Below are 22,104 nucleotides of genomic sequence, written 5' to 3' on the forward strand. Positions count from 1 at the left end.
CATGGGGTAGGGGTGTCGCCGGAGATGCGACGGAGGCGACCCTAACACATGATCCTGATCGGGCCGTGCGGCTCCGGTCAGTGTTCCCGGTCGAACAGCCGCGCCTGGGCGTCCTCCCCCTCCGCCGGCCAGAGGAACAGCCGGACGCGACGGTCGGCACGCTGCTGCCACTCGCCGGCGTCCACCGCGCCGAAGGCCCGCAGCCCGTGGTGGACACGCTCGTTGCCGGCGTCCGGCTCCACGATGACGAGGGTGCACTCCGGGTCGGCGGCCATGAGCGCCCCGGTGAGGTCGCGCAGGAACGGTCCGAAGATGCCGTTGGAGGTCAGGGAGGCGTCACCGATGGCGACGTGCCAGCCGAGATCGTGTGGCTGCGAGCGGTAGACCTTGCCGATCTCGTCCCGGTGCGGCCGGTAGATCTCCATGTAGCCGACGTCGCGGCCCTGGTAGGAGACGATGACGGGCACGGAGTAGGTGGTGGAGAGCTTCGCCCGCCAGTCCGCGGCCCAGCGTTCGGCGGGCCAGGGCTGCTCCCACGCGGCCTCCAGCTGCGGGGTCTGCATCCATTCGGCGACCATCCCGGCGTCCTTCGCAGGATCGGCGGGGCGGACCGCGAAGTGTGCGTCGAGGCCGCGGCCGAGTTCGGCGGGCACCGGCGGGGGGTCGGGGAGGAATTCTCCGGCGGGCACGTCCGCGCGCAGGCGGTGCAGGACGCTGAGATCGACGTCGGGATCCATCGGCTGTCCGGCAGAGTGTGTAGGGTTCGGGGTCATGGCGTGACAACCACTTTCGGCGTATGCAGTAAGGTAGCCACCCTTTACCTTTGATCAGGGTGACCTTCCCAAGGTACCCTACCCACGTGAAGTCACTCGTCATACTCGGCGCCGGCCCGAAAGCGGTCGCCGTCCAGGCCAAAGCGCACGCCCTGCGCAGCCTCGGGCTGCCCGCCCCCGACATCACCGTCGTGGACTACCAGGGCATCGGCGGAAACTGGCGGTCCGGCGGTGGCTGGACCGACGGACGCCACCAGCTCGGCACCTCCCCTACCAAGGACGTCGGCTTCCCCTACCGCACCCGCATCGCCGGGTCCGGGGAGACCGATCCGCTCAACCGCTCCGTCGACCGCGAACTCATGGCGGTCAGCTGGCAGGCCTTCCTCATCGCCACGGACCGCTACGCCTCCTGGGTCGACCGCGGACACCCCTCGCCCCGCCACTACCTCTGGGCGGACTACCTGCGCTGGGCGGCGGTGAACACCCGCATGAACCTGGTCAACGGCCAGGTCACCCGCATCGGACTGCGCAACACCCACGGCACCGGCAACCTCGGCGCCGACGGCTGGTCGCTGTCCGTCGACCTCGCCGACGGCACCACCACCCGCGTCACCGCGGACGCCCTGATGATGACCGGCCCGGGACGCTCCGACCGCCGCATCGCCCCGCTGCCGAGCGTCCTCTCCGTGTCCGGTTTCTGGTCGGCGGTCGGGGCAGGACGCCTCCCCGCGGCCAGCCGTGCCGCCGTCATCGGCGGCGGCGAGACCGCGGCGTCCATCATCGACGAAGTGGTCCGCCACGATGTGGTGGACATCGCCGTCGTCTCACCCACGGCCACAATCTTCTCCCGCGGTGAGGGCGTCTTCGAGAACGAGATCTACACCGACCCGCGGGCGTGGGCCTCCCTCGACGAGGACGCCCGGCGCGACGTCATCGCCCGCTGCGACAGGGGCGTGTTCTCCGCCCGGGTGCAGACCAACCTCATGGCCGAGGACCGCGTCAGCCACCTGCGCGGACGCGTCAGCGCGGTCACCGGCGAGGCCGGGGCGACGGCGGTGCACCTCACCGAGAACCTTCCGGGAGGACGCACCGGTGAGCGCACCGAACTGTTCGACCTCGTCATCGACGCCCGCGGCAATTCGCCGCTGTGGTTCACCCGGATGCTGGACGAGCGCACCGTCGCCTCGCTGATCTCCGCCTGCGGTGGCGCGGTCACCGCCGGAGCCGTCGAGGACCGCATCGCCGGGGACCTCTCACTGGAGGGCATGTCCCCCACTCTCTTCCTCCCCGCCTTCGCCGGTTTCCGGCAGGGCCCCGGCTTCGCCAACCTCAGTTGCCTGGGTGAACTTTCCGACCGGGTCCTCGCCGGACTCGGCGTCCACCCTGCCTCCCCTGCCTCCCCTACCTCCACCGTCCCGTCCCCCGAAAGGATCACCCTGTGACCGCTTCCCTGTCTTCAGCGTCTTCAGCCCCCGCCTACACCGGACGCGCAGATGACCTGCGGTTCGGCCCGACCGTCGACATCGAGCCGGGCACGCTCGACGTCCTGTTCTCGCAGACCGCGGCGGCCCACCCCGACGACCCTGCTGTCGTGGGCGACGGTGGTCCGCTGACCTACGCCGAGCTCGACCGTCGCGCCACCGCCGTCGCCCGCTACCTGCGCGAGCGTGGCGTGGGCACCGGCGACCGTGTCGCCGTGCTCGCCAACCGCTGCGGCTGGATGTCCGCCGTCGTCTCCGGCATCATCCGCGCCGGTGCGGTGTACGTCCCGGTGGACGCCTCCTACCCGGCCGAGCGCGTGGCCTTCATCTTCGGCGACTGTGAGCCGGCCGCGGCCTTCGCCCTCGGTGGGGCGTCCCTCCCGGCGGACCTGGCCGACGGTCTGGCGAAGTCCGGCATCGTCACCGCGACAATCACCGACGATTCCCCCCTGGGCCGCGCGATCATCGACGGTTCCGCCGACCCCGCCTGGGCCACCGCCGGCCCGTTCAGCCAGGCCGAGCAGTCCCGCCCGGTCATCGGCGAGGACCCCTGCTACATCATCTACACCTCGGGCACCACGGGGACGCCGAAGGGCGCGGTGAACACGCACATCGGCGTCACCGCGCACATGCTGTGGATGGGTCGCGCCCTGACCACCGTCGGCGACGAGTCCGCCCCGATCCGCATGCTTCAGAAGGCCCCGGTGAGCTTCGACGTGGGCGTCGGTGAACTCATCGGACCGCTGGCCACCGGTGGTGTGGTCGTCGTCCCCGCCCCCGACTGGTGGCCCGGTGACGTCGACGCGCTGGTGTCGATGATCTCCGGCTACGACGTCACCGTCATGTCGATGGTCCCCTCGCTGATGCGCGTCCTCTTCGACGTCCTCGACGACTTCGGCGTCCCGCTGAGCGCGTTCAGCAATATCCGCCACATGATCTTCGGCGGCGAGGCCGTGCCCGCGGACATCGTGCGCCGCTCCCGCGACGAGATCGGCTGCCACGTCTACGGCCTCTACGGCCCGACCGAGACGGCGATGGACGTCACCTGGATCGAGTACACCGACGAGCTGGTCAATGCCGACGACTTCGATGACACGGCCAGCCTGCTGGGCCTGCCGGAGGACAACGTGGCCTGCTACGTCCTCGCCGACGACGGCAGCGCGACCGGCACGGAGATCGACCCCGCCGGTGAGGCCTGGGACACCCCCGGCGAACTGTGCCTCGCCGGCCCGCAGGTCGGCCTGGGCTACCTCAACCGTGACGAGTTGACCGCCGGGGTATTCGTCGAATCCCTCCATCCCGAGTCCGACGGCGGCCGCATGTACCGCACCGGCGACATCGTCGCCTGGACCGAGGTGGGCGGACGCCGCGTCCTGAAGTTCCTGGGCCGCATCGGCGACCAGGTGAAGATCCGCGGCAACCGCGTGGAGCTCGGCGAGGTCGAGTCCCGTCTCCGGGAACTGCCGGGTGTGCGTCAGGCCGCCGCCGTCGCCGCCGACGAGGACGGCGCGCAGGTGCTCTACGCCGCCGTCATCGCCGACGAGGACGCTGCGGACGCCACTCTGGACGTCACCACGCTGGCCACGGACCTCGCCCGCGAAGTGCCGGAGTACATGGTCCCCTCGAAGATCCTCGTGGTCGACACGCTGCCGATGAGCCACAACGGCAAGCTCGACCGCAAGGCCCTCGCGGAGCTGTTCTAGTTCTCCCCGGGCTAGTTCTCCCCCAGCTCCTCGAGGAGCTCACGCCACGCGGCGAGCGAGCTGTCCTCGGCCAGGTCGGCGAAGTCGGCCTGGTAGCCGGCGTCCCGCAGGAAACTGACGACCTCGACGAGGCGGACCGAGTCCAGCCCCTGGTCCATGAGCTCCTCGTCCTCGTCGAGGTCAGTGACCTCGACGTTCATCAGCGTGGCGACCTTCACCCGGAGGGACGCCATGAGGTCGTCGAGAGCGCCCTGCTCTTTCTGCGCCACCTGGTCTGCCTGCTCTGCCATGTATCTGCCTTTCCTCGTGCGGTTGTTCCGCGCGGACTCTACCACCCCGGCTTAACTGAGCCTCACCAGACCTGAAAGGTCACTGTCTTGTCCCTGCTCGACCTCGGTGCCGCCCAGCGCGGCATCTGGAACGCCCAGCTCCTCGACCCGACCTCCCCCTACTACGTCGTGGGCGAGGTCCTGGAACTCGACGGTCTGGCCCCCGGCGCGCACGGGGAGAGCCCCGTCGACCTGCTCGCCGAGGCCGTCCGGCTGACCGTCGACGAGTCCGAGACCCTGCGGCTCCACGTCACCGACACCGTCGACGGCCCCCGCCAGGTCGTCGACGACACCCCGGCGTCCCGCCCGGAGGTCCGTGACCTCTCCGGCGCGCCGGACCCGGTGCTGCTCGCCCACGCGGTCGTGGACGCGGAGAAAGCGTCCTGCGGGGAGCGCTGGCGCACCATGACCGGCAGTGACCTGCACCGTTACCTGATCCTCGACCTGGGTTCCGATGACGACGGGCTGCGTCGGGTGTGGTGCGTGCAGCTGTACCACCACATCATCGTCGACGGATACAGCGCCGCCCTACTCACCCGTCGCACCGCCGCGCACTACACCGAGCTGGCCGGAGGACGCGCCGCCCGGCGTACCAGGTTCGCCCCGATCGCCGAGGTTATCGAGGCCGACCTGGCCTACGCCGCCACGGACAAGGACGCCGACCGCGCGTTCTGGCACGACTACCTCACGCCCGCTCCGGACACCGCCGGCCGTGAGGACCACGTCCACGGGGCGGGCACGACCTCGATCACCACGACCGTGCGGCTCTCCGCCGGGGAGATGGCCGACCTGCGCTCCCGTGCCGAGGCCGCCGGCCTGGTCTGGTCGGACCTGGTCATGGCGGCCTACGGGGCCTGGCTGCGCAAGTTCGGGTTTGCCGGGGACGAGGCACTGCTGGCGATGCCGATGATGGCCCGGACCTCCGGCCCGTTGCGACGCACCCCGGCGATGCTGGTGAACATGCTGCCGCTGCGCTTCCCGGTCGCCGGCACGGACACCCTGGAGCAGGTCGCCGCTGCGGCCCACTCCGCTCTCGACGAGGTCCGCTCCCACCAGCGCTACCCCGGTTCCGAACTGGCCCGTGACCTGCGTGGCACCGGTGGCCCGGCGGTGCTGCACGGCATCGGACTGAACCTCAAGACCTTTGATTTCTCGCTCGACTTCAACGGCACCGTCGGTGTGCTGCGCAATGTCGCCGGTGGCCCGCCGGAGGACCTCGTCCTCGTGGCCACCCCGGCTGCCGACGGTGGCGTCGACCTCGGTTTCGAGACTGACCCGGTGAGCGTCCCTGCGGTGACCGCCCGCCAGCGGCTCGAGGACATCCGGGCTTTCCTCACCTGCTCCGGCCCGCTGGCCGATGTCCGACTGCGGGACGCCGCCTTCCGGGCGTCCGTCGCCGAGGCCCGCTCCGGTGAGCCGCTGCCGGAGGTCGTCCCGACCCTCGATGACCTCATCGACCGACTCGGGGGCCGTGCTGTCGGTGAGAGCGCGTGGGAGACCGCGGACGCTCCCCTGCTCGTCAGCGACGACGCCACCATCGCCCTCACCGCGGCGGAGGTCCACGGGCAGGTCACCGAGCTGGTCGCCGGACTGTCCGGAGTCGGTGTGGAAGGCTCGGTCATCGCCCTCGACCTGCCGAAGGGCCCGGCGCTGGCTGTCGCGGTCCTGGCCGTGTGGCGTGCCCACCGCGCCTTCGTCATCCTCGACCGGGAGCACCCGGCGGCCCGGCGGGCGCAGATCCTCGCCGACTCCGGCGCTGTGGCGGTGCTCGACGAGGGCGGGCTGCGGATCACCGACAGCACCGACAGCACTGCAGGGACCACCCCTGACCTGGCGTATCTCCTCTACACCTCGGGCACCACCGGCACCCCGAAGGGCGTGGAGATCACCCGGTCCGCCGTCGAAGCCCTGCTCGCCGGGCACGCCGCCGAGCTGTGGCCGGACGCCTGGTCACGCTCCACCGACGGACGCCTCCATGTCGCGCACACGGCGTCCTTCTCCTTCGACGCCGCCCTCGACCAGCTCGCCTGGATCTTCACCGGAGCGACCGTGCACCTCTACGACCACGGCACCGTCGGTGATCCGGCCACGGTGCGCACCGTGCTGCAGCGCGACCGGATCGGCGTCCTCGATGCCACCCCCTCGCTCGCCGGTGCGCTCATCGACTCCGGCGCGCTCGATGATTCCGTGGTGGGCACCGTCATCCTCGGCGGTGAGGCGATCCCGGCGTCCCTGTGGGACCGGCTCGCGGCGTCCGGGGTCTCGGCGTGGAATGTCTACGGGCCCACCGAGACCACGGTGGACGCCCTCACCGCACGCGTTACGCCGGGACCGGTCACCATCGGTCGCGCCGTGCCGGGCATGACCGCGCTGATCCTGGACACCGACGGTGAGCCGGTGCCGGACAACGAGGTCGGTGAGCTCGTCCTCGCCGGTCCGCAGGTCGCGCTGGGTTACCGCGGCCGCCCGGAGCAGACCGCCGGAGTTTTCGGTGGGGCCTCCGGTGAGGTCTTCGGTGACATCCTCCCTGACCTGGACGGCACCCGCACCTACCGCACCGGTGACCTCGTGCGGTGGGTGCCGGGACGCGGCACCCTGTTCCTCGGCCGGGCCGACGACCAGGTGGAGATCCGCGGCCACCGGGTCGAACCCGGCGAGGTCGAGGCCGCACTGCTCGCCCTGCCCGAGATCACCGGTGCCGCCGTCGGCACGTTCGGGACGCCCGGCGCGCTGAAGCTCATCGCCCATGTCTCGCTCACCGAGACTGCTACCGCGCAGGTCCCGGCGTTCGACGTACGGACTGCGGTCGCCGAGACCGTGCCCGGTCACCTCGTGCCGACCCGTGTACAGATCCACGGGCGACTGCCGCTGACGGTCGGCGGCAAGGTCGACCGTCGCGCACTGGCGGAGAACACGACCACCGACCCGAGCGGAAATCTGCCACCCCTCAGGTCATCCAGGGCCCGGGAAAACGACCTGAGAGGTGGCAGATTCCCGGAGGGGGCGGCAGAGGACGGGCCAGTGAACACCCGGACCGACGCCGAGCTGGTCCTCGCCGATGTCCTCGCCGGGATCCTCGGTCTCGACTCCGGCTACCGGCTACCGCTGGACCGGGACTTCATCAGCCTCGGTGGCGACAGCATCGGTGCGCTCACCGCCGCCGGACGCCTGCGCCACCGCGGCTACGGCATCAGGGCGAAGGACCTGCTCGCCGGGACGGAACTGGCCGATGTCGCCGCCGCAGCCGAGCAGGTCACGCCAGGATCAAGGAGCACCGGGAGCACCGGACACACCGGGGCCGCCACGGCCACCACGGCGACCGGAGAGACCGCACAGACCGCACAGACCGTCTACGCCACCGGCTCCTTCCCCACCATGACTGTGCCCGACGGGGCAGCCATGGCCTGCACCGTCTCCGCCCCCGGACTCGACCACGCGCGTCTGCTCACCGCCGTCACCACGATGATGACCACCCACGGAGCACTGCGTGGTGTCCTCGATCTCACCGGACCGACCCCGCAGATCATCATTCCGCGCACCTCGCTGGTCGACCCGGCCGAGGTCATCGCCGACAGCACAGACACCGCTCCCACCACCGCCGACCTCGCCCCGCAGCGTGGTCTCGTCTGGCGCATCACCACCCCGGATGAGAACGGTGACCTGCAGGTCCTCGTGCACCGCAGCGTCCTCGACCCGGACAGTGCCGCCGCTTTCCTCGCAGAGCTCGAGCGCGCCCTGACCGGCTGCCCGCTGCGTCCTGCCGCCGGGTCCTGGCGTGCCGCCGCGCTGACCGACACCACCACCGAACCCGACCTCGTCGCCGTCGACACACAGGAGCCGGCAGAGGAGCCGGCACAGGAGCCCACGCTGCTCGGTGTGCCCGACCGCGAGGCCCTGTTCACCCTGCTCCCCGAGCTGTTCCGCACCTCCCCGGAGGTTGTCCTCACCGCAGCAGCGGCACTGGCGACCGGTCAGCCCGTCGGCCTGCGCCACCGCACCAGCGGCACGCAGGTCCTCGGCAATCTCGCCCACACCGTCACCGTCCCCGCAGCCACGGGCACTCCCCGCGAGGTCCTGCTGCAGGTCAAGGAGGCTGAGCCGACGGAAGAGGTCCCCGCGCTGACGGTCGGGCTGGCGTCCTCCCGGATGCTGCCGACCGGGCCGACGCTGCTCACCGCCGGTGCGCCGCACCTGCTCGTCAGCCCGGACGCCGCCCGGCTCTACAACGGCACCCCGGAACTCACCGCGCAGCTCACCGACGCGCTGACCACCCTGGCCGTGCTCGCCCGCACCACCGACGGCGGTGCGAGCCCCGCCGACCTCGCTGTCGAGGTCAGCCAGGCACAGATCGACACCTGGGAGCAGCACCACGGCCCGCTCGCCGACGTGCTGCCGGTCTCCCCGATGCAGGAGGGCCTGCTCTACCACGCGCTCAGCGGTGGGTCGGGCTACGTCCTCTCCGCCGGCATCGACCTCCGCGGACCGGTGGACGCCGACCGTCTCCACCGGGCGTTCCGTGCCACCCTCGCCCGTCATGACCTGCTGCGCGCCCGCTTCGACGGCGAGAGCCTCGACGAACCCGTGCAGCTCATTCCCCGTGGTGTCGAGCTGCCGTGGCGCACCGTCGATCTCCGTCACCTCCCGACCGACGCCGCCACGGCCGCCGCCGAAGAACGCCAGCGCGTCATGGCGTCCCGACGCATCGACCTGGCCTCCGGCCCGCTCGTCGCCGCCGAACTCGTGCTGCTTCCCCGGGACGTGGACGGTGGCATCTCCGCCCGCCTGGTCCTCGGCAACCACCACCTGCTCACCGACGGCTGGTCCACCCCGGTCATGCTGCGTGACCTGCTCGGCATCTACCACGGGGACGCCCTGCCGACCGCCGCCCCCTACTCCGACTACCTCGCCTGGCTGGCCGACCGCGACGCGTCGGGAGCCACCGACGCCGATGACGCCGCCTGGCGTGGACGGCTCGGAGCGGACACCGGCACCGTCCACGGCACGATCATCCATGATCTCGCCCCGGCCACGCCGGAGGACCTGGAACGTGCCGGAGAGGTCACCCACGAGACCGTCGACGAACTCACCGTCCCGGACTCCCTGTCCCGGCGTGCCCGCGCCGCCGGTGTCACGGGAAACACCCTGCTGCAGGCCGCCTGGTCGCTGACGCTGGCCGCGCTGACCGGCCGGGAAGACATCATCTTCGGGACCACGGTCTCGGGGCGTCCGACCGAACTGCCCGGTATCGAGCAGACCGTGGGCCTGTTCATCAACACCCTGCCCGCCCGCGTCACCCTCGACGCCGCCGCCCGCGCCGGCACCGTCACCGATCTGCTGCGGACCATCGGACGCACCCAGGCGGCGATGACCGCGCACGAATCCACCCCGCTGATCCGCGTGGAGCAGCTCGCCGGCGGCGGGGCCCTGTTCGACACCCTCGTCGTCTTCGACAACTTCCCCTCGCTGCCTTCCACTCCTTTCACCGGCGACCGGATCGGCGTCGCGGAGGTGCACGTCGACGGCATGACCAGCTTCCCGCTGTCCTGCGTCGCACCGCCGAGCGACACCGGAGAGCCGATGCGGGTCGTGCTCGCGCACCGCCCCGACCTGGTGGACGCCGCCTTCGTCGCCCTCGCGCGCGACACACTCACCAGCGTGCTCCACGCCCTGGTCGGCGATCCGACGGTGGATGAGGTACTCACCGGACTACCGCGCTGGGAGAGGGCCGAACGGAAGATCGTACAGCAGGACGGACAGCAGGACGCGGCGCCGGTCACGCCGGTCACTCACGTGGCGTCGCCCACCGCCGCTAAGCCTTGCCTCGATGCCGCAGAGGTCACCGCGACCGTCGCCCGCGTCATGGCGTCCCTGCTGAAGAAGGACCATGTGGGCGACCACGACAACTTCTTCGACATCGGCGGGCACTCCCTGCTCGCCATGCGACTGCTCGGTCGGCTGCGCCGGGAAGGGCTCGACGAAGTCACCATCCAGGACATCGTCGAGACCGGCTCCCCCGCCGCCCTCGCCGCCCGGCTGACCGGCGGTGGGTCGGGCCAGATCCTGCCGCTGGGCCCCGGCACGCTGGCCCCGGTCTTCGCCGTGCACCCCGGCGGTGGGTTCGCCCTGCCGTTCCGCGGCCTGGCGGACCGACTCACCGACCACGACGTCCCCGTCACAGGGCTGCAGCTGCCGGACCCTCACCCGACGGTCACCGACCTGGTCGACCTGGCCGTCGGCTACGTCGATTCGATCCAGCAGGTCCAGGAGCAAGGCCCCTACCGGCTGCTCGGCTACTCCTTCGGTGGCGTCCTCGCGCAGGCCATGACCGCCGAACTGCTGCGCCGCGGCGAGGAGGTCTCCTGGCTCGGCATCATGGACGCCTACCCCGCCGGTGCCGGTCCCCGGCCCGCAGAATCCGCCGGGACGCCGGAGTTGACCGCCACGCAGATCGCCGCGGTCGCCGGTGTTCCCGACATCGACGACCTGCCCGGGGGCGCCGAGGCCGCCGAAATGGTCGCCCGTACTCTCGGCACGAACCTCGCCTACTGCGACGGTCTGCTGCGCACCGCCACCCCGGTGGACCTCACCGGCTTCGGTGGCGAGACCCAGCTCATCGTCGCCACGAAGGCCGATGACCGGGTCGCCTACCTGAACGGGCTCCGCGACTGGGACCCCGCCACCGCCTGGGCCGGCGTCCTCCCCCGCACCCCGCGCACCCTCACCCTCGACCTCACGCACACCGGCCTCGCCACCGACGCCGGCTGGGACGCGATCACCCCCGCCATCCTGGAAGGACTTCAGTGAACCACCAGACTGTTCTCGACGCCGCGACCGACTCCGACGACCCCGGCATGCTCGCCACCGGCGTCTCCCGTGAGGACGCTGAGCGCTACCGCGAGCTCGGCGCATGGACCGGCGACACCCACTGGGCCCTCTTCCGCCGTGCCGTGGACTCCTGGCCGACCGGGACCGCCGCGACCGACCGACACTGCACCGTGACCTGGTATGACCTGGACGCGGGAGTCTCCCGTGCCGCCGCCGTCCTGGCCGGCGCCGGGGTCGGACGCGGTGACGGCGTCATCATCCAGCTGCCGAACTCCGTGGCCTACCTGGAGACCGTCTTCGCCGTCTGGCGGCTCGGCGCGATCCCGGTCTTCTCCCTGCCCGCCCACGGCTCCGCCGAGATCCGCCACTTCGCCTCCCACGCCCCGGCCCGGTTCTACGTCTCCACCGGGACCCCGAACCGGCACCTCGCCCGGGTGCACAGGGACATTGCCGACCTCGCCGGCACCGTCACCATGATCCTCATCGACGAGGCGTCCCCGTGGGACGGGGCGGACGCCCTCCCCGTGCCGGACGCCGCGTCCGTCCCCTCCGAGGAACTCGCTTTCCTGCAGCTCTCCGGCGGGACGACCGGTGTGCCGAAGCAGATCCCGAAGACCCATGACGACTACCTCTACTCGGTGCGCGCCTCCGTCGACGTCTGCGATCTGCGGCACGGCGATGTGCTGCTCGTGGCCCTGCCCGCCTCCCACAACTTCACGATGAGCTCCCCGGGGATCCTCGGTGCGGTGCAGGTCGGGGCGTCCATCGTCTTCGCCGCCGACCCGATGCCGACCGAGGTGCTCCCGCTGATCGCCGAACACGGCGTCACCCATCTGGCCCTGGTGCCGCCGGCGCTGATCAGTCTGCTGAACTTCCCCGGGCGCGACGCCTACGACGTGTCCTCGGTACGCACCGTCTGGGTCGGCGGGGCGAAGCTGTCCGAGGCTGCGGCGCGGCGCGTCCGCCCGGAGCTCGGTTGGACGCTCCAGCAGGTCTTCGGCATGGCCGAGGGTCTGGTCAACTACACCCCGCTGGACGCCTCGATCGAGGAGATCGTCTCCACACAGGGCCGCCCGATGAGTCCGTGGGACGAGATCCGCGTCGTCGATGACGAGGACGTCGACGTGCCGGAGGGTGAGCCGGGCAACCTGCTGACCCGCGGTCCGTACACCATCCGCCGCTACCACCGCGCCCCCGAGGTCAACGCCCGGTCGTTCACCGAGGACGGCTTCTACCGCACCGGCGACATCGTCGTCTTCCGCGAGGGGACGCTGACCGTCGTCGGACGTGCCAAGGACCAGATCAACCGGGGTGGCGAGAAGATCGCGCCGGAGGCCGTGGAGAACATCCTGCTCACCCATGACGCCGTCCACGACGTCTCTGTCGTCGGCGTGCCGGACGAGGTGCTCGGTGAGAAGATCCGCGCCTTCGTCATCCCCCGGCAGGACGCCGCCTCCGACCCCGCCGCCCACGGGCTGACCCCCACGAAGCTGCGGAAGTTCGCCCGCGAGGCCGGCTTGTCGAGCTTCGCGGTGCCGGACCTCATCGACATCGTCGCCGAGTTCCCGCTCACCGGTGTCGGCAAGGTCTCGAAGAAGGCACAGCAGGGGTAGGGGTACTTCCCGACCCCGGGGATGCGAAAGCCCCCGCACCCGGGCAATCCCGGGGGCGGGGGCTTTCAGATCAGACGATCGGGCGTGAGCCCTGCCGTGAGGCAGAGACTACTTGGCCTTCTCGATGATCTCGACGAGACGGAAGTGCTTGTCCTTGGACAGCGGGCGGGTCTCCTCGATGCGGACGAGGTCGCCGATACCGGCGGAGTTCTCCTCGTCGTGCGCCTTCACCTTGGTGTTGGTGCGCATGATCTTGCCGTAGAGCGCGTGGCGCTTACGGTCCTCGAGCTCGACAACGATGGTCTTGCTCATCTTGTCGGACACCACGTAGCCCTGACGGACCTTGCGGCTGCCCTTGGTGTTCTCGTTGGTCACGTTGGCCTCACTCATGCTGCGTCACCCTCCGGAGCGGTGGACAGGCCCAGCTCGCGCTCACGGAGCACGGTGTAGATCCGGGCGATGTCGCGCTTGACGGTGCCGAGGCGACGGTTGTTGGTCAGCTGACCGGTGGCGTTCTGGAAGCGCAGGTTGAACAGCTCCTCCTTCGCCTCCTTCAGCTTGGTGGTCAGCTCGTCGTTGCTGAGGTCACGGAGCTCGTGAGCCGGGGTACCGGTAGCCATCAGAACTGATCCTCCTTCTTCACGATACGCACCTTGCAGGGGAGCTTGTTACCGGCGCGACGGAGAGCCTCGAGGGCGATCTCCTCGTTCGGGTAGGACATCTCGAACAGGATGCGGCCGGGCTTGACGTTCGCGACCCACTTCTCGACCGGGCCCTTACCGGAACCCATACGCACGCCGAGCGGCTTCTGGGTCAGCGGACGATCCGGGAAGATGTTGATCCACACCTTGCCACCACGCTTGACGTGGCGGTTGATGGCGATACGAGCAGCCTCGATCTGACGGTTGGTGATGTAGGTCGGCTCCAGGGCCTGCAGGCCGTAGTCGCCGAAGGTCACGCGGTTGCCGCCCTTGGACACACCGGAACGGTGCGGCCGGTGCTGGCGGCGGAACTTGACGCGCTTGGGGATAAGCATGGGTTAACCCTCCTGCTTCTGGTCGGCACGCTGCCGGCGGGCCCCACCGCGACGCGGACGCTCACGACGGGCGCCACCGCGGGAGTTGCGCTCGTCACGGGCGTTCAGCAGGGACTCGCGGCGACCGCCGACGACGTCGCCCTTGTAGATCCAGACCTTCACGCCGATGCGGCCGAAGGTGGTGCGGGCCTCGTAGGTGCCGTAGTCGATCTCGGCGCGCAGGGTGTGCAGCGGAACGCGACCCTCGTGGTAACGCTCGGTGCGGCCCATCTCAGCGCCGCCGAGACGACCGGAGCAGACAACCTTGATGCCCTTGACCTGGGGCTGACGCATCGCGGACTGGATGGCCTTGCGCATCGCCCGACGGAAGGCGACACGGTTGGTCAGCTGCTCAGCGATGGACTGGGCCACCAGCTGGGCGTTCGCGTCGATGTTCTTGACCTCGAGGATGTTCAGCTGGACCTGCTTACCGGTCAGCTTCTCCAGACGGCCACGGATCCGGTCGGCCTCGGCGCCGCGGCGACCGATGACGATGCCCGGGCGGGCGGTGTGGATGTCCACGCGGACGCGGTCGCGGGTGCGCTCGATGACGACGTCGGCGATGCCGGCGCGGTCGAGGCCCTTCGACAGGAACTCGCGGATCTTGATGTCCTCGGCGAGGTAGTCAGCGTACTGCTTGTCGGCGTACCAGCGGGAGCGCCACTCGGAAGTGATACCCAGCCGGAGGCCGTGGGGGTGAATCTTCTGGCCCACTACTGAGCACTTCCCTTCTGGCTCTCGACAACCACGGTGATGTGGCTGGTGCGCTTGCGGATCTGGAAGGCCCGACCCTGGGCGCGGGGCTGGAACCGCTTGAGCGTCGGTCCCTCGTCGGCGAAAGCCTCGGAGACGACGAGCGAGTTCGGATCCAGGCCGAAGTTGTTCTCGGCGTTCGCGGCGGCGGAAGCGACGACCTTCGCGACCGGCTCAGAGGCCGACTGCGGGGCGTAGCGCAGGATCGCCAGCGCGTCCTCCACGGACTTGCCGCGGATGGTGTCGATGACGCGACGGGCCTTCATCGGGGTGACCCGAACGAACTTGGCCGTGGCGCGTGCGGAGTTGATGGTGTCGGACATGACTATCGCCGACCCTTCTTGTCGTCCTTGATGTGACCCTTGAAGGTCTTGGTCGGGGCGAACTCGCCCAGCTTGTGACCGACCATCGAGTCATCGATGAACACCGGGACATGCTTCCGACCGTCGTGGACGGCGAAAGTGTGACCGATGAAATCGGGGAGAATGGTCGAACGGCGTGACCAGGTCTTGATGACCTTCTTGGTGCCGGCGTCGTTCTGGACGTCCACCTTCGCGAGGAGGTGTTCGTCCACGAACGGGCCCTTCTTGAGGCTGCGTGGCATTCTCAACTACCTCCTTTAGCGCTTCTTGTTCTTGTTGGCACGGCGACGGCGGACGATCAGCTTGTCGCTCGGACGGTTGGGCTTGCGGGTACGGCCCTCAGGCTGGCCCCACGGGGAGACCGGGTGGCGACCACCGGAGGTCTTACCCTCACCACCACCGTGCGGGTGGTCGACCGGGTTCATGACGACACCGCGGACGGTCGGGCGGACGCCCTTCCAGCGCATGCGGCCGGCCTTGCCCCAGCGGATGTTGATCTGGTCCTGGTTTCCGACCTCACCCACGGTGGCGCGGCAACGGATGTCGACGCGACGGATCTCGGTGGACGGCATACGCAGGATCGCGTACTTGCCTTCCTTACCGAGGAGCTGGATGGAAGCACCGGCGGAACGGGCCAGCTTGGCACCGCCGCCCGGCTTCAGCTCCACAGCGTGGATGGTGGTACCGGTCGGGATGTTGCGCAGCGGCAGGTTGTTGCCGGGCTTGATGTCAGCCTGGGCACCGGTCTCGATGACCTGGCCCTGCTTGAGACCCTTCGGCGCGATGATGTACCGCTTCTCGCCGTCGGCGAAGTGAAGCAGCGCGATGTTCGCGGTGCGGTTCGGGTCGTACTCGATGTGGGCGACCTTGGCGGGCACGCCGTCCTTGTCGACACGACGGAAGTCGATGACGCGGTAACGGCGCTTGTGACCGCCACCCTTGTGACGGGTGGTGATGTGGCCGTGGACGTTGCGGCCGCCGGTCTTGGACAGCGGGCGCAGCAGAGACTTCTCCGGGGTCGAACGAGTGATCTCGTCGAACTCGGACACGGAACTCTGGCGGCGACCCGGCGTAGTCGGCTTGTACTTGCGAATAGCCATACTTCTGCTCTCTCTTTACCTGTCGGTATCCGCGGCCTAGGCCGCGCCACCGAAGATGTCGATGGGCTCGCTGCCGGCGACCAGGGTGACCATGGCGCGCTTGGTGGCCTTGCGCTGACCGTAACCGGTGCGGGAGCGCTTGCGCTTGCCTGCACGGTTGAGGGTGTTAACGCTGGCGACCTTCACACCGAAGATCTCCTCGACGGCAATCTTGATCTGGGTCTTGTTGGAGTCCGGGCTCACCAGGAACGTGTAGACGTTCTGCTCCATGAGACCGTAGGACTTCTCGGAGACGACGGGGGCGATGATGACGTCCCGGGGGTCAGCGATGGTGGTCACTTGGCCTCCTCCTTCTTGCTGGACTGCTCGATGAAGGCGTTGAGCGCCTCGACAGAGAAGACCACGTCGTCCGCGTTGAGGACGTCGTAGGTGTTCAGCTGGTCAAAGGACAGAGCGTGGACAGCCGGGAGGTTGTTCACGGACTTCCAGGCGGTGACGTCTTCGCGACCGAGGACAACCAGAACCGTCTTGCGGTCGGTGAGGCGTCCCAGGAAGGAACGCGCCGACTTGGTCGACGGGGTCTGGCCGGCGACGAGCTCCTCCACGAGGTGGATGCGCTCGTTGCGGACGCGGTCGGTCAGGGCACCGCGCAGAGCGGCGGCCTTCATCTTCTTCGGGGTGCGCTGGTCGTAGTCACGCGGCTGCGGACCGTGGACCGTGCCACCACCGGTCATGTGGGGCGCACGGGTGGAACCCTGACGGGCGCGACCGGTGCCCTTCTGACGGAACGGCTTCTTACCACCGCCGCGGACGTCACCGCGGGTCTTGGTGGCGTGGGTGCCCTGGCGCTTCGCGGCCAGCTGGGCCACGACGACCTGGTGCATCAGCGGCACAGAGGGCTCGACGTCGAAGATCGACGCCGGAAGCTCGACGGTACCGTTGGTGGATCCGTCAGCGGTGTGGACGTTGAGGGTCAGATTGCTCATGCGTGTGCACCGCCCTTCACTGCGGTCTTGACGGTGACGATGCCACCGTTGATTCCGGGGATGGCACCCTTGATCAGCACGAGGTTGGACTCTGCGTCCACCCGGGCGATCTTGAGGTTCTGCAGGGTGACCTGGTTGTTACCCATGCGGCCCGCCATACGGGTGCCCTTGAAGACACGACCCGGGGTGGCGCAGGCGCCGATGCCGCCGACGCGGCGGTGGGCGGCCTGGTTACCGTGGGAGGCGCCCTGGCCGGCGAAGCCGTGACGCTTCATGGCGCCGGCGTAGCCCTTACCCTTGGAGGTGCCGGTGACGTCGACGAAGGTGACGTCGGCGAAGAGCTCGGCGGTGATGTCCTGACCGACCTCGTAGGCGGAGGCGTCCTCGACGCGGATCTCCGTCACGTGGCGGCGGGGGGTCACGCCGGCCTTCTTGAAGTGACCGGCCTGCGGCTTCTTGACCTTACGCGGGTCAATGTCGCCGAAGGCGATCTGGACGGCTTCGTAGCCGTCGGTGTCCTTGGTGCGCACCTGGGTGACGACACAGGGCCCAGCCTCGACGACGGTGACCGGGACGACCCGGTTCTCCTCGTCGAAGATCTGGGTCATGCCGAGCTTCTTGCCCAGGATGCCCTTGATCTCGTTTTCGCTCATAATTCTGCTCCGCTGCTCAGTTCCGACTCAAAGACCAGGATTACTGGATGTTCACGTCGACGCTGGCCGGAAGATCGATGCGCATGAGAGCGTCAACGGTCTTCGGCGTCGGGTCGAGAATGTCGATGAGCCGCTTGTGGGTGCGCATCTCGAAGTGCTCGCGAGAATCCTTGTACTTGTGCGGCGAACGGATGACGCAGTACACGTTCTTCTCGGTGGGCAGAGGCACAGGGCCGACCACGCGGGCACCGGTACGGGTGACCGTCTCGACGATCTTCTTGGCAGAAGCGTCGATTGCCTCGTGGTCATAGGCCTTGAGCCTGATGCGGATCTTCTGTCCCGCCACGCTAGTCCTCTTCCTCGTTCCCCGTTCCAATGACGGGTGGGTGACTTCCCTGCCCGATGGCGTGGGAACTTCTTGTTTCTTGGTTAACGCTGTCCGGCTTATGAAGCTGGCACAGACGCCAGTGTCTTCATGACCGTGCGGGTTCCTGCGTCGAATCCGGGACGGGGAGGGGAGGCAATCACCACTGCGCCGTCATTGACCGGAAACGACCGGGAAACCCGAGCCATCCGAGGAAGAGCCCCCATGATGCGTGGGACCTTCGCTTAACTGCCGCTGTTTATTTGCCATGCCCCACTCCGGCTCCCGCAGGACGGACAAGTCCGTGACCCTGCGCTGGAACCCGTGGCTGCCCCGGAGGGCATCCGTGTGGTTCATGCTCACTTCACCATCGTCACCGTCTTGCGTCCGGAGGTGATCCGGGCACGCAGGAGACGTGTCAAAGCAACGAGAGCTATTAAAGCACGCTCTACCGGCGACAATCAAGTCCGGGGGACGACGTACCGCGTAGCATGGTCAACATCACACCGGACCGGACTCCGGATGTGGGTCACGTGGCCCCGAACTGCAGGACGTTCAGCTTTCTCCGGTGTCTACCATGGGCACAGAAAGGCTCCTGCACCACGCAGGCCACACACCGACCGCCTACCGAACGAAGGACGTAACCACATGAGCAACTCCACGCCCGCGGACGAGAAGACCGAGAACACCACCCCCTCGTCCTCCACCACCCCGGCCGTCCGCGAGGACGGCTCCAACCTGGTCACCGACCACGGACGCACCTCCGTCGCCGATGTCGTCGTCTCCAAGATCGCCGGCATGGCCGCGCGCGAGGTCACCGGCGTGCACGGTCTCGGCGGCTCCACCGCCCGCGCCCTCGGCGCCCTGCGCGAGCGTATCCCGGGAGGACGCGTCAACGTCCAGCAGGGCATCTCCGTCGAGGTCGGCGAGCGCCAGGCGGCCGTGGACATCTCTATCGTCGCCGAGTACGGCGTGGCCATCCACGAGCTCGCCGAGGCCATCCGCCGCAACATCATCATCTCCGTCGAGGAGATGACCGGGCTTGAGGTCACCGAGGTCAATGTCACCGTCCACGACGTCCACCTCCCGGGCGATGACGACCACGAAGGGGAGGACGCCGAGCCCGAGAAGGCTCCGCGCGTCCAGTAACCGGGGACTGCAGAGACCATGGCTGACCGAACCTCCCGCGACTCTTCCCGGGGCTCCTTCCGTGACGACCCGGAGTACGTCCGACGCCGCCGTCAGGTGATCCGGGACAACCATCCGGACCACGGTGGTTCCGACGAGGCGCTCATCGAGGCGCTCGCCCGACTCGACGGCGAATGGCAGCGCCGCACCAGGCCCCGACCGGAGTTCAACGACATCCACCTGCCCGGGTTCATCCCCGAGGATGTCGCGCGACAGGCCACCGATCTCGCCGAGCAGTACACCGACGAGGTCTACCGCCGGGCCGAGGAGATCCGCGACCGGGCACGCCTGGTCGTCGACACCCAGACGCCCAGGCTGCGCAAGGTCCGGAAGAACGCGGGCAAGGCGGCGTCCTCCGTGGTCCGCTCCGTCCAGGAGCATCTCCCCCGCAAGTTCCCCGGTGCCCGCCGCTACACGGACACCGGCACCACCAGAGACTCCAGCAACTCCAGATCGGAGAAACAATGAGGTACGCAACCCTCGTCGGCGTGCTTGTCGGCTTCCTGCTCGCCGTCGGTGCCCTGTGGGCCGGAATCACCGGCTTCCTCGTCGTCGCCGTGCTCTGCGGTGTCGGCGGCATCGTCGGTGCCCACCTCGAGGGCCTGATCGACCTCCGGGCCGTCTTCAGCTCGGGGCACCGCGGACGGGGCTGATCCACCGTGGAATCCATTTCCCCGAGCAGCACGACGATCGACGACCGGGTCCCCCGGCAGTTCGCCGTCCGCGGCGCACTGTCGGTGCCCGGCGTCCTCAGTCATTCCTCGGGCATCAACCGCTTCACCGGACGCAGCCTCCCGCGCGTCGATCTGCGGTGGGATGCCGGCCACCGCTCAGTCAGCGTCGACATCCAGATCGCCGTCGCCTGGCCCAGTCCCGTGGTCGACGTCGCGAAGGCCGTCCGGGAGACTGTCGCGCAGTGGATCACCGACGCGACGGGTATCGCCGTCTCCACGGTCAACGTGAGCGTCGGCGCCGTGGTCCCGGCCGCGCGCGTCACCACCACCGACCTCGCGGACGCCCCGCGTTCCCCCGAACTCGAACCCGTCGTCGCGACGCCGCTCGCCGCCACCTCCCCCACCGTCGAGCGTGCGGTATCCGGGGCAGCGCACCCGGTCACCCGCGAGCGCGGACCGCTGACCCCGGTACGTGCCGGACGCCCGCAGCGTCCTGACCATGTCGCCACTCCCCCGGCGCCCGGACTCGACGAGGTGCGGACCGCACCCCGGACCCCCCTCACCATGATCGATGTCACGCACCCTCCGGTGGTCGAGCCTGAGGCGCCGACCCCGCGTCCGGTGATGCACGACATCCCGACACCACCCGGTCCCCGCCTCGAGAACATCCCCACCCCGCAGGGCCTTCCGGTACAGGCTGTACCGACCCCGCAGGGACTGCCGGTGACGGTGTTCCCGCAGACTCAACGGCATGCGGCGACGCCGGTGACGGTGAACCGTCACCCGCGCATCACCCCGACCGTGGGGCGCCACAGGACTGTCGACGAGGTCGCCGAGGGCGCCGCCAGCGACAACCGACCGGACGAAGGAAAGGAATGAGGGCATGAGCGAACAACCCTCGGCGCCGGTTCTGACGCCGGCACTGACACCGGCACCGGTGCCTGCGGCGTCCCCCCGGGCGCGGTGGTGGACCATCCTCCTCGGCCTGCTGCTGCTGGCGGCCGGTGGTGTCGCCGTCCACGACCTGCTCGTGGTTCGCGGGACCATCCACACCGACCAGCTGCTGTCCCCGGTCTACGACTGGATCGCCGACGTCACCTACGCCGACTGGGTCCTTCCTGCCGCGATCGGTTGCGCCCTGGTCGCACTGATCCTCCTGATGGCGACCCTGCGCCCCCGTGCGAGGACGCACCTCTCCTTCGGGGAGGACGCCGCCCTCTACGCACGTCCAGTCGATGTCGCCCGCATGAGTACCGCGGCCGCCCGACAGGCCGGTGGGGTACTCCGGGCGTCCACCGTGGCGACCCGGAAGCGCATCACTGTGACGGCCACCACCGCCGCAGGTGACCAGGCCGAACGGAACGCTGTCTCAGCGGCCGTGTCCGAGCAGGTGGGACACCTGGCGGCGATGCTCGATCCGCAACCCGCCGTCGTCGTGAAAGTCGTCGCCTCGACACCGGGAGGTGATCGTCGATGAACCGCGGAAAGGCGGGCTTCGACCGCTTCATCACCTTCCTGCTCTTCCTCGTTTTCGCCGGCCTGGCTACCTGGGGTATCGGACTGGCGGTGGACTGGGATGTCGCCCACCGTATCGGTGAGTACGCCGACCGGGACTTCTGGGCAGGCCTCCCGGACCGGGAGAACTACGATAATATCCTGCGCATCACCTCCCTCGTCCTCTTTGTCCTGGGTCTGGTGCTGCTGGCGGTGAACATCGAGCGCAAGAGGCTGGGCCGGAAGACCTCGCCGGCATCCGGGACCGACGGAGTCATCAGTATCCATCCGGCAGACCTGGCGTCCGCCGTCGCGCAGACCTTCGAGGCCCGGGATGACATCCGGTCCGCCACGTTACGGGCGGTGGAGGACCGGTCGACTGACGTGCTGGAGATCCGGTTGCGTGCCACGGCGGACGCGGACGTCATGGGCCTGCGTCAGGCGTGTACACAGGCCTCGTCGGACATCGCCGCCGCGTTGCCCGACCAGGACATCCGGCCCCGTTTCCTGCTCCAGATCGAGCAGGTGACACAGGGCAACTGACCCCGGGCATGGCCCCAGGTGATGCCTGACCACGCGCCGTGGGGCGCCGGACCACACTGGTCCGATGGTCCGGCGCCCCTGTCGACTGCCCGCGGCCCCCACCCGCCAACGCATGACGAAGCCCCCACCTCCGATCCCGGGGATCAGTGGTGGGGGCTTCGCGGTGCCTGTATCAGGCGGTGTGTACC

General features: G+C 69.2%; 23 protein-coding genes. 10 read left to right on the top strand and 13 right to left on the bottom strand.

Going from position 1 to position 22,104, the window contains the following annotated elements; translation table 11 throughout:
* Positions 1 to 77: 77 nt before the first annotated feature.
* A complete protein-coding gene (locus CVA01_RS08450; RefSeq protein ID WP_141330042.1) occupies positions 78 to 773 on the bottom strand; it encodes a GNAT family N-acetyltransferase in 696 nt (231 codons plus the stop codon).
* A gap of 86 nt (positions 774 to 859) precedes the next feature.
* Here CVA01_RS08450 and CVA01_RS08455 point away from each other — a divergent pair, with 86 nt between their 5' ends.
* Positions 860 to 2,215, top strand: coding sequence for a SidA/IucD/PvdA family monooxygenase (locus CVA01_RS08455; protein WP_141330044.1), 1,356 nt, complete (start codon positions 860 to 862; stop codon positions 2,213 to 2,215).
* Positions 2,212 to 3,957: an amino acid adenylation domain-containing protein gene (locus CVA01_RS08460; protein ID WP_141330046.1), complete on the top strand. Its 1,746-nt coding sequence runs from the start codon at positions 2,212 to 2,214 to the stop codon at positions 3,955 to 3,957. The genes CVA01_RS08455 and CVA01_RS08460 overlap by 4 nt, the downstream gene beginning before the upstream one ends.
* Before the next feature lie 11 nt (positions 3,958 to 3,968).
* Here CVA01_RS08460 and CVA01_RS08465 read toward each other — a convergent pair whose 3' ends face one another.
* Positions 3,969 to 4,247, bottom strand: coding sequence for a phosphopantetheine-binding protein (locus CVA01_RS08465; protein ID WP_141330048.1), 279 nt, complete (start codon positions 4,245 to 4,247; stop codon positions 3,969 to 3,971).
* Between the two features lie 87 nt (positions 4,248 to 4,334).
* Between CVA01_RS08465 and CVA01_RS08470 the strand changes: the two genes are divergently transcribed.
* Both CVA01_RS08470 and CVA01_RS08475 read left to right on the top strand, forming a co-directional pair.
* Positions 4,335 to 11,090, top strand: coding sequence for a condensation domain-containing protein (locus CVA01_RS08470; RefSeq protein ID WP_141330050.1), 6,756 nt, complete (start codon positions 4,335 to 4,337; stop codon positions 11,088 to 11,090).
* A 47-nt stretch (positions 11,091 to 11,137) separates the two neighbouring features.
* Entirely contained in the window at positions 11,138 to 12,724 is a 1,587-nt protein-coding gene (locus CVA01_RS08475; RefSeq protein WP_218024567.1) for a (2,3-dihydroxybenzoyl)adenylate synthase, read from the top strand.
* A gap of 108 nt (positions 12,725 to 12,832) precedes the next feature.
* Here the strand turns inward: CVA01_RS08475 and rpsQ are convergent, their stop codons facing one another.
* From rpsQ to rpsJ, 11 genes are read right to left on the bottom strand one after another with little or no spacing between them, the layout of a single operon-like run.
* A complete protein-coding gene (gene rpsQ, locus CVA01_RS08480; protein WP_014010885.1) occupies positions 12,833 to 13,114 on the bottom strand; it encodes a 30S ribosomal protein S17 in 282 nt (93 codons plus the stop codon).
* Entirely contained in the window at positions 13,111 to 13,344 is a 234-nt protein-coding gene (gene rpmC / locus CVA01_RS08485; protein WP_014010886.1) for a 50S ribosomal protein L29, read from the bottom strand. Before rpmC ends, rpsQ begins: the two co-directional genes overlap by 4 nt.
* Entirely contained in the window at positions 13,344 to 13,760 is a 417-nt protein-coding gene (gene rplP, locus CVA01_RS08490) for a 50S ribosomal protein L16 (protein ID WP_014010887.1), read from the bottom strand. Before rplP ends, rpmC begins: the two co-directional genes overlap by 1 nt.
* Before the next feature lie 3 nt (positions 13,761 to 13,763).
* Positions 13,764 to 14,513: a 30S ribosomal protein S3 gene (gene rpsC / locus CVA01_RS08495; RefSeq protein WP_014010888.1), complete on the bottom strand. Its 750-nt coding sequence runs from the start codon at positions 14,511 to 14,513 to the stop codon at positions 13,764 to 13,766.
* Positions 14,513 to 14,875 (bottom strand): 50S ribosomal protein L22, encoded by a 363-nt coding sequence (rplV, locus tag CVA01_RS08500; RefSeq protein ID WP_014010889.1) that lies wholly within the window; start codon positions 14,873 to 14,875, stop codon positions 14,513 to 14,515. Before rplV ends, rpsC begins: the two co-directional genes overlap by 1 nt.
* 2 nt (positions 14,876 to 14,877) lie before the next feature.
* A complete protein-coding gene (gene rpsS, locus CVA01_RS08505) occupies positions 14,878 to 15,156 on the bottom strand; it encodes a 30S ribosomal protein S19 (RefSeq protein ID WP_014010890.1) in 279 nt (92 codons plus the stop codon).
* A 15-nt stretch (positions 15,157 to 15,171) separates the two neighbouring features.
* Positions 15,172 to 16,014, bottom strand: a complete 843-nt coding sequence (gene rplB / locus CVA01_RS08510) for a 50S ribosomal protein L2 (RefSeq protein ID WP_014010891.1) — start codon at positions 16,012 to 16,014, stop codon at positions 15,172 to 15,174.
* A gap of 36 nt (positions 16,015 to 16,050) precedes the next feature.
* Positions 16,051 to 16,353 carry a 50S ribosomal protein L23 gene (gene rplW / locus CVA01_RS08515; RefSeq protein ID WP_014010892.1) on the bottom strand — a complete coding sequence of 101 codons (303 nt, stop codon included), beginning with the start codon at positions 16,351 to 16,353 and terminating at the stop codon, positions 16,051 to 16,053.
* Positions 16,350 to 17,000 (bottom strand): 50S ribosomal protein L4, encoded by a 651-nt coding sequence (gene rplD, locus CVA01_RS08520; protein ID WP_014010893.1) that lies wholly within the window; start codon positions 16,998 to 17,000, stop codon positions 16,350 to 16,352. The genes rplW and rplD overlap by 4 nt, the downstream gene beginning before the upstream one ends.
* On the bottom strand, positions 16,997 to 17,653 hold the full coding sequence (rplC, locus tag CVA01_RS08525) for a 50S ribosomal protein L3 (protein WP_014010894.1): 657 nt from the start codon (positions 17,651 to 17,653) through the stop codon (positions 16,997 to 16,999). Before rplC ends, rplD begins: the two co-directional genes overlap by 4 nt.
* Positions 17,654 to 17,693: 40 nt before the next feature.
* Positions 17,694 to 17,999: a 30S ribosomal protein S10 gene (gene rpsJ / locus CVA01_RS08530; protein ID WP_010120790.1), complete on the bottom strand. Its 306-nt coding sequence runs from the start codon at positions 17,997 to 17,999 to the stop codon at positions 17,694 to 17,696.
* Between the two features lie 666 nt (positions 18,000 to 18,665).
* Between rpsJ and CVA01_RS08535 the strand changes: the two genes are divergently transcribed.
* From CVA01_RS08535 to CVA01_RS08560, 6 genes are read left to right on the top strand one after another with little or no spacing between them, the layout of a single operon-like run.
* On the top strand, positions 18,666 to 19,166 hold the full coding sequence (locus CVA01_RS08535; RefSeq protein ID WP_141330052.1) for an Asp23/Gls24 family envelope stress response protein: 501 nt from the start codon (positions 18,666 to 18,668) through the stop codon (positions 19,164 to 19,166).
* An 18-nt stretch (positions 19,167 to 19,184) separates the two neighbouring features.
* Positions 19,185 to 19,673, top strand: coding sequence for a hypothetical protein (locus tag CVA01_RS08540; RefSeq protein ID WP_141330054.1), 489 nt, complete (start codon positions 19,185 to 19,187; stop codon positions 19,671 to 19,673).
* Positions 19,670 to 19,858 carry a hypothetical protein gene (locus tag CVA01_RS08545; protein ID WP_014010897.1) on the top strand — a complete coding sequence of 63 codons (189 nt, stop codon included), beginning with the start codon at positions 19,670 to 19,672 and terminating at the stop codon, positions 19,856 to 19,858. Before CVA01_RS08540 ends, CVA01_RS08545 begins: the two co-directional genes overlap by 4 nt.
* A gap of 6 nt (positions 19,859 to 19,864) precedes the next feature.
* Positions 19,865 to 20,758, top strand: coding sequence for an Asp23/Gls24 family envelope stress response protein (locus CVA01_RS08550; RefSeq protein WP_141330056.1), 894 nt, complete (start codon positions 19,865 to 19,867; stop codon positions 20,756 to 20,758).
* 4 nt (positions 20,759 to 20,762) lie between these two features.
* On the top strand, positions 20,763 to 21,356 hold the full coding sequence (locus CVA01_RS08555; protein ID WP_141330058.1) for an Asp23/Gls24 family envelope stress response protein: 594 nt from the start codon (positions 20,763 to 20,765) through the stop codon (positions 21,354 to 21,356).
* Positions 21,353 to 21,916 carry a hypothetical protein gene (locus tag CVA01_RS08560; protein ID WP_141330060.1) on the top strand — a complete coding sequence of 188 codons (564 nt, stop codon included), beginning with the start codon at positions 21,353 to 21,355 and terminating at the stop codon, positions 21,914 to 21,916. The genes CVA01_RS08555 and CVA01_RS08560 overlap by 4 nt, the downstream gene beginning before the upstream one ends.
* The last annotated feature ends 188 nt before the right edge of the window (positions 21,917 to 22,104 follow it).

The organism is Corynebacterium variabile, from assembly GCF_006539825.1.
Lineage (GTDB): Bacteria > Actinomycetota > Actinomycetes > Mycobacteriales > Mycobacteriaceae > Corynebacterium > Corynebacterium variabile.

Coding starts and splice junctions, on each gene's coding strand:
- rplP (WP_014010887.1), bottom strand. CDS start 13,760: ATGCTTATCCCCAAGCGCGTCAAGTTCCGCCGCCAGCACCGGCCGCAC.
- CVA01_RS08475 (WP_218024567.1), top strand. CDS start 11,138: ATGCTCGCCACCGGCGTCTCCCGTGAGGACGCTGAGCGCTACCGCGAG.
- CVA01_RS08535 (WP_141330052.1), top strand. CDS start 18,666: ATGAGCAACTCCACGCCCGCGGACGAGAAGACCGAGAACACCACCCCC.
- CVA01_RS08545 (WP_014010897.1), top strand. CDS start 19,670: ATGAGGTACGCAACCCTCGTCGGCGTGCTTGTCGGCTTCCTGCTCGCC.
- rplC (WP_014010894.1), bottom strand. CDS start 17,653: ATGAGCGAAAACGAGATCAAGGGCATCCTGGGCAAGAAGCTCGGCATG.
- rplD (WP_014010893.1), bottom strand. CDS start 17,000: ATGAGCAATCTGACCCTCAACGTCCACACCGCTGACGGATCCACCAAC.
- rpsS (WP_014010890.1), bottom strand. CDS start 15,156: ATGCCACGCAGCCTCAAGAAGGGCCCGTTCGTGGACGAACACCTCCTC.
- rpmC (WP_014010886.1), bottom strand. CDS start 13,344: ATGGCTACCGGTACCCCGGCTCACGAGCTCCGTGACCTCAGCAACGAC.
- rpsQ (WP_014010885.1), bottom strand. CDS start 13,114: ATGAGTGAGGCCAACGTGACCAACGAGAACACCAAGGGCAGCCGCAAG.
- CVA01_RS08560 (WP_141330060.1), top strand. CDS start 21,353: ATGAACCGCGGAAAGGCGGGCTTCGACCGCTTCATCACCTTCCTGCTC.
- CVA01_RS08465 (WP_141330048.1), bottom strand. CDS start 4,247: ATGGCAGAGCAGGCAGACCAGGTGGCGCAGAAAGAGCAGGGCGCTCTC.
- CVA01_RS08555 (WP_141330058.1), top strand. CDS start 20,763: ATGAGCGAACAACCCTCGGCGCCGGTTCTGACGCCGGCACTGACACCG.
- CVA01_RS08540 (WP_141330054.1), top strand. CDS start 19,185: ATGGCTGACCGAACCTCCCGCGACTCTTCCCGGGGCTCCTTCCGTGAC.
- CVA01_RS08450 (WP_141330042.1), bottom strand. CDS start 773: ATGACCCCGAACCCTACACACTCTGCCGGACAGCCGATGGATCCCGAC.
- rplV (WP_014010889.1), bottom strand. CDS start 14,875: ATGTCCGACACCATCAACTCCGCACGCGCCACGGCCAAGTTCGTTCGG.
- rplB (WP_014010891.1), bottom strand. CDS start 16,014: ATGGCTATTCGCAAGTACAAGCCGACTACGCCGGGTCGCCGCCAGAGT.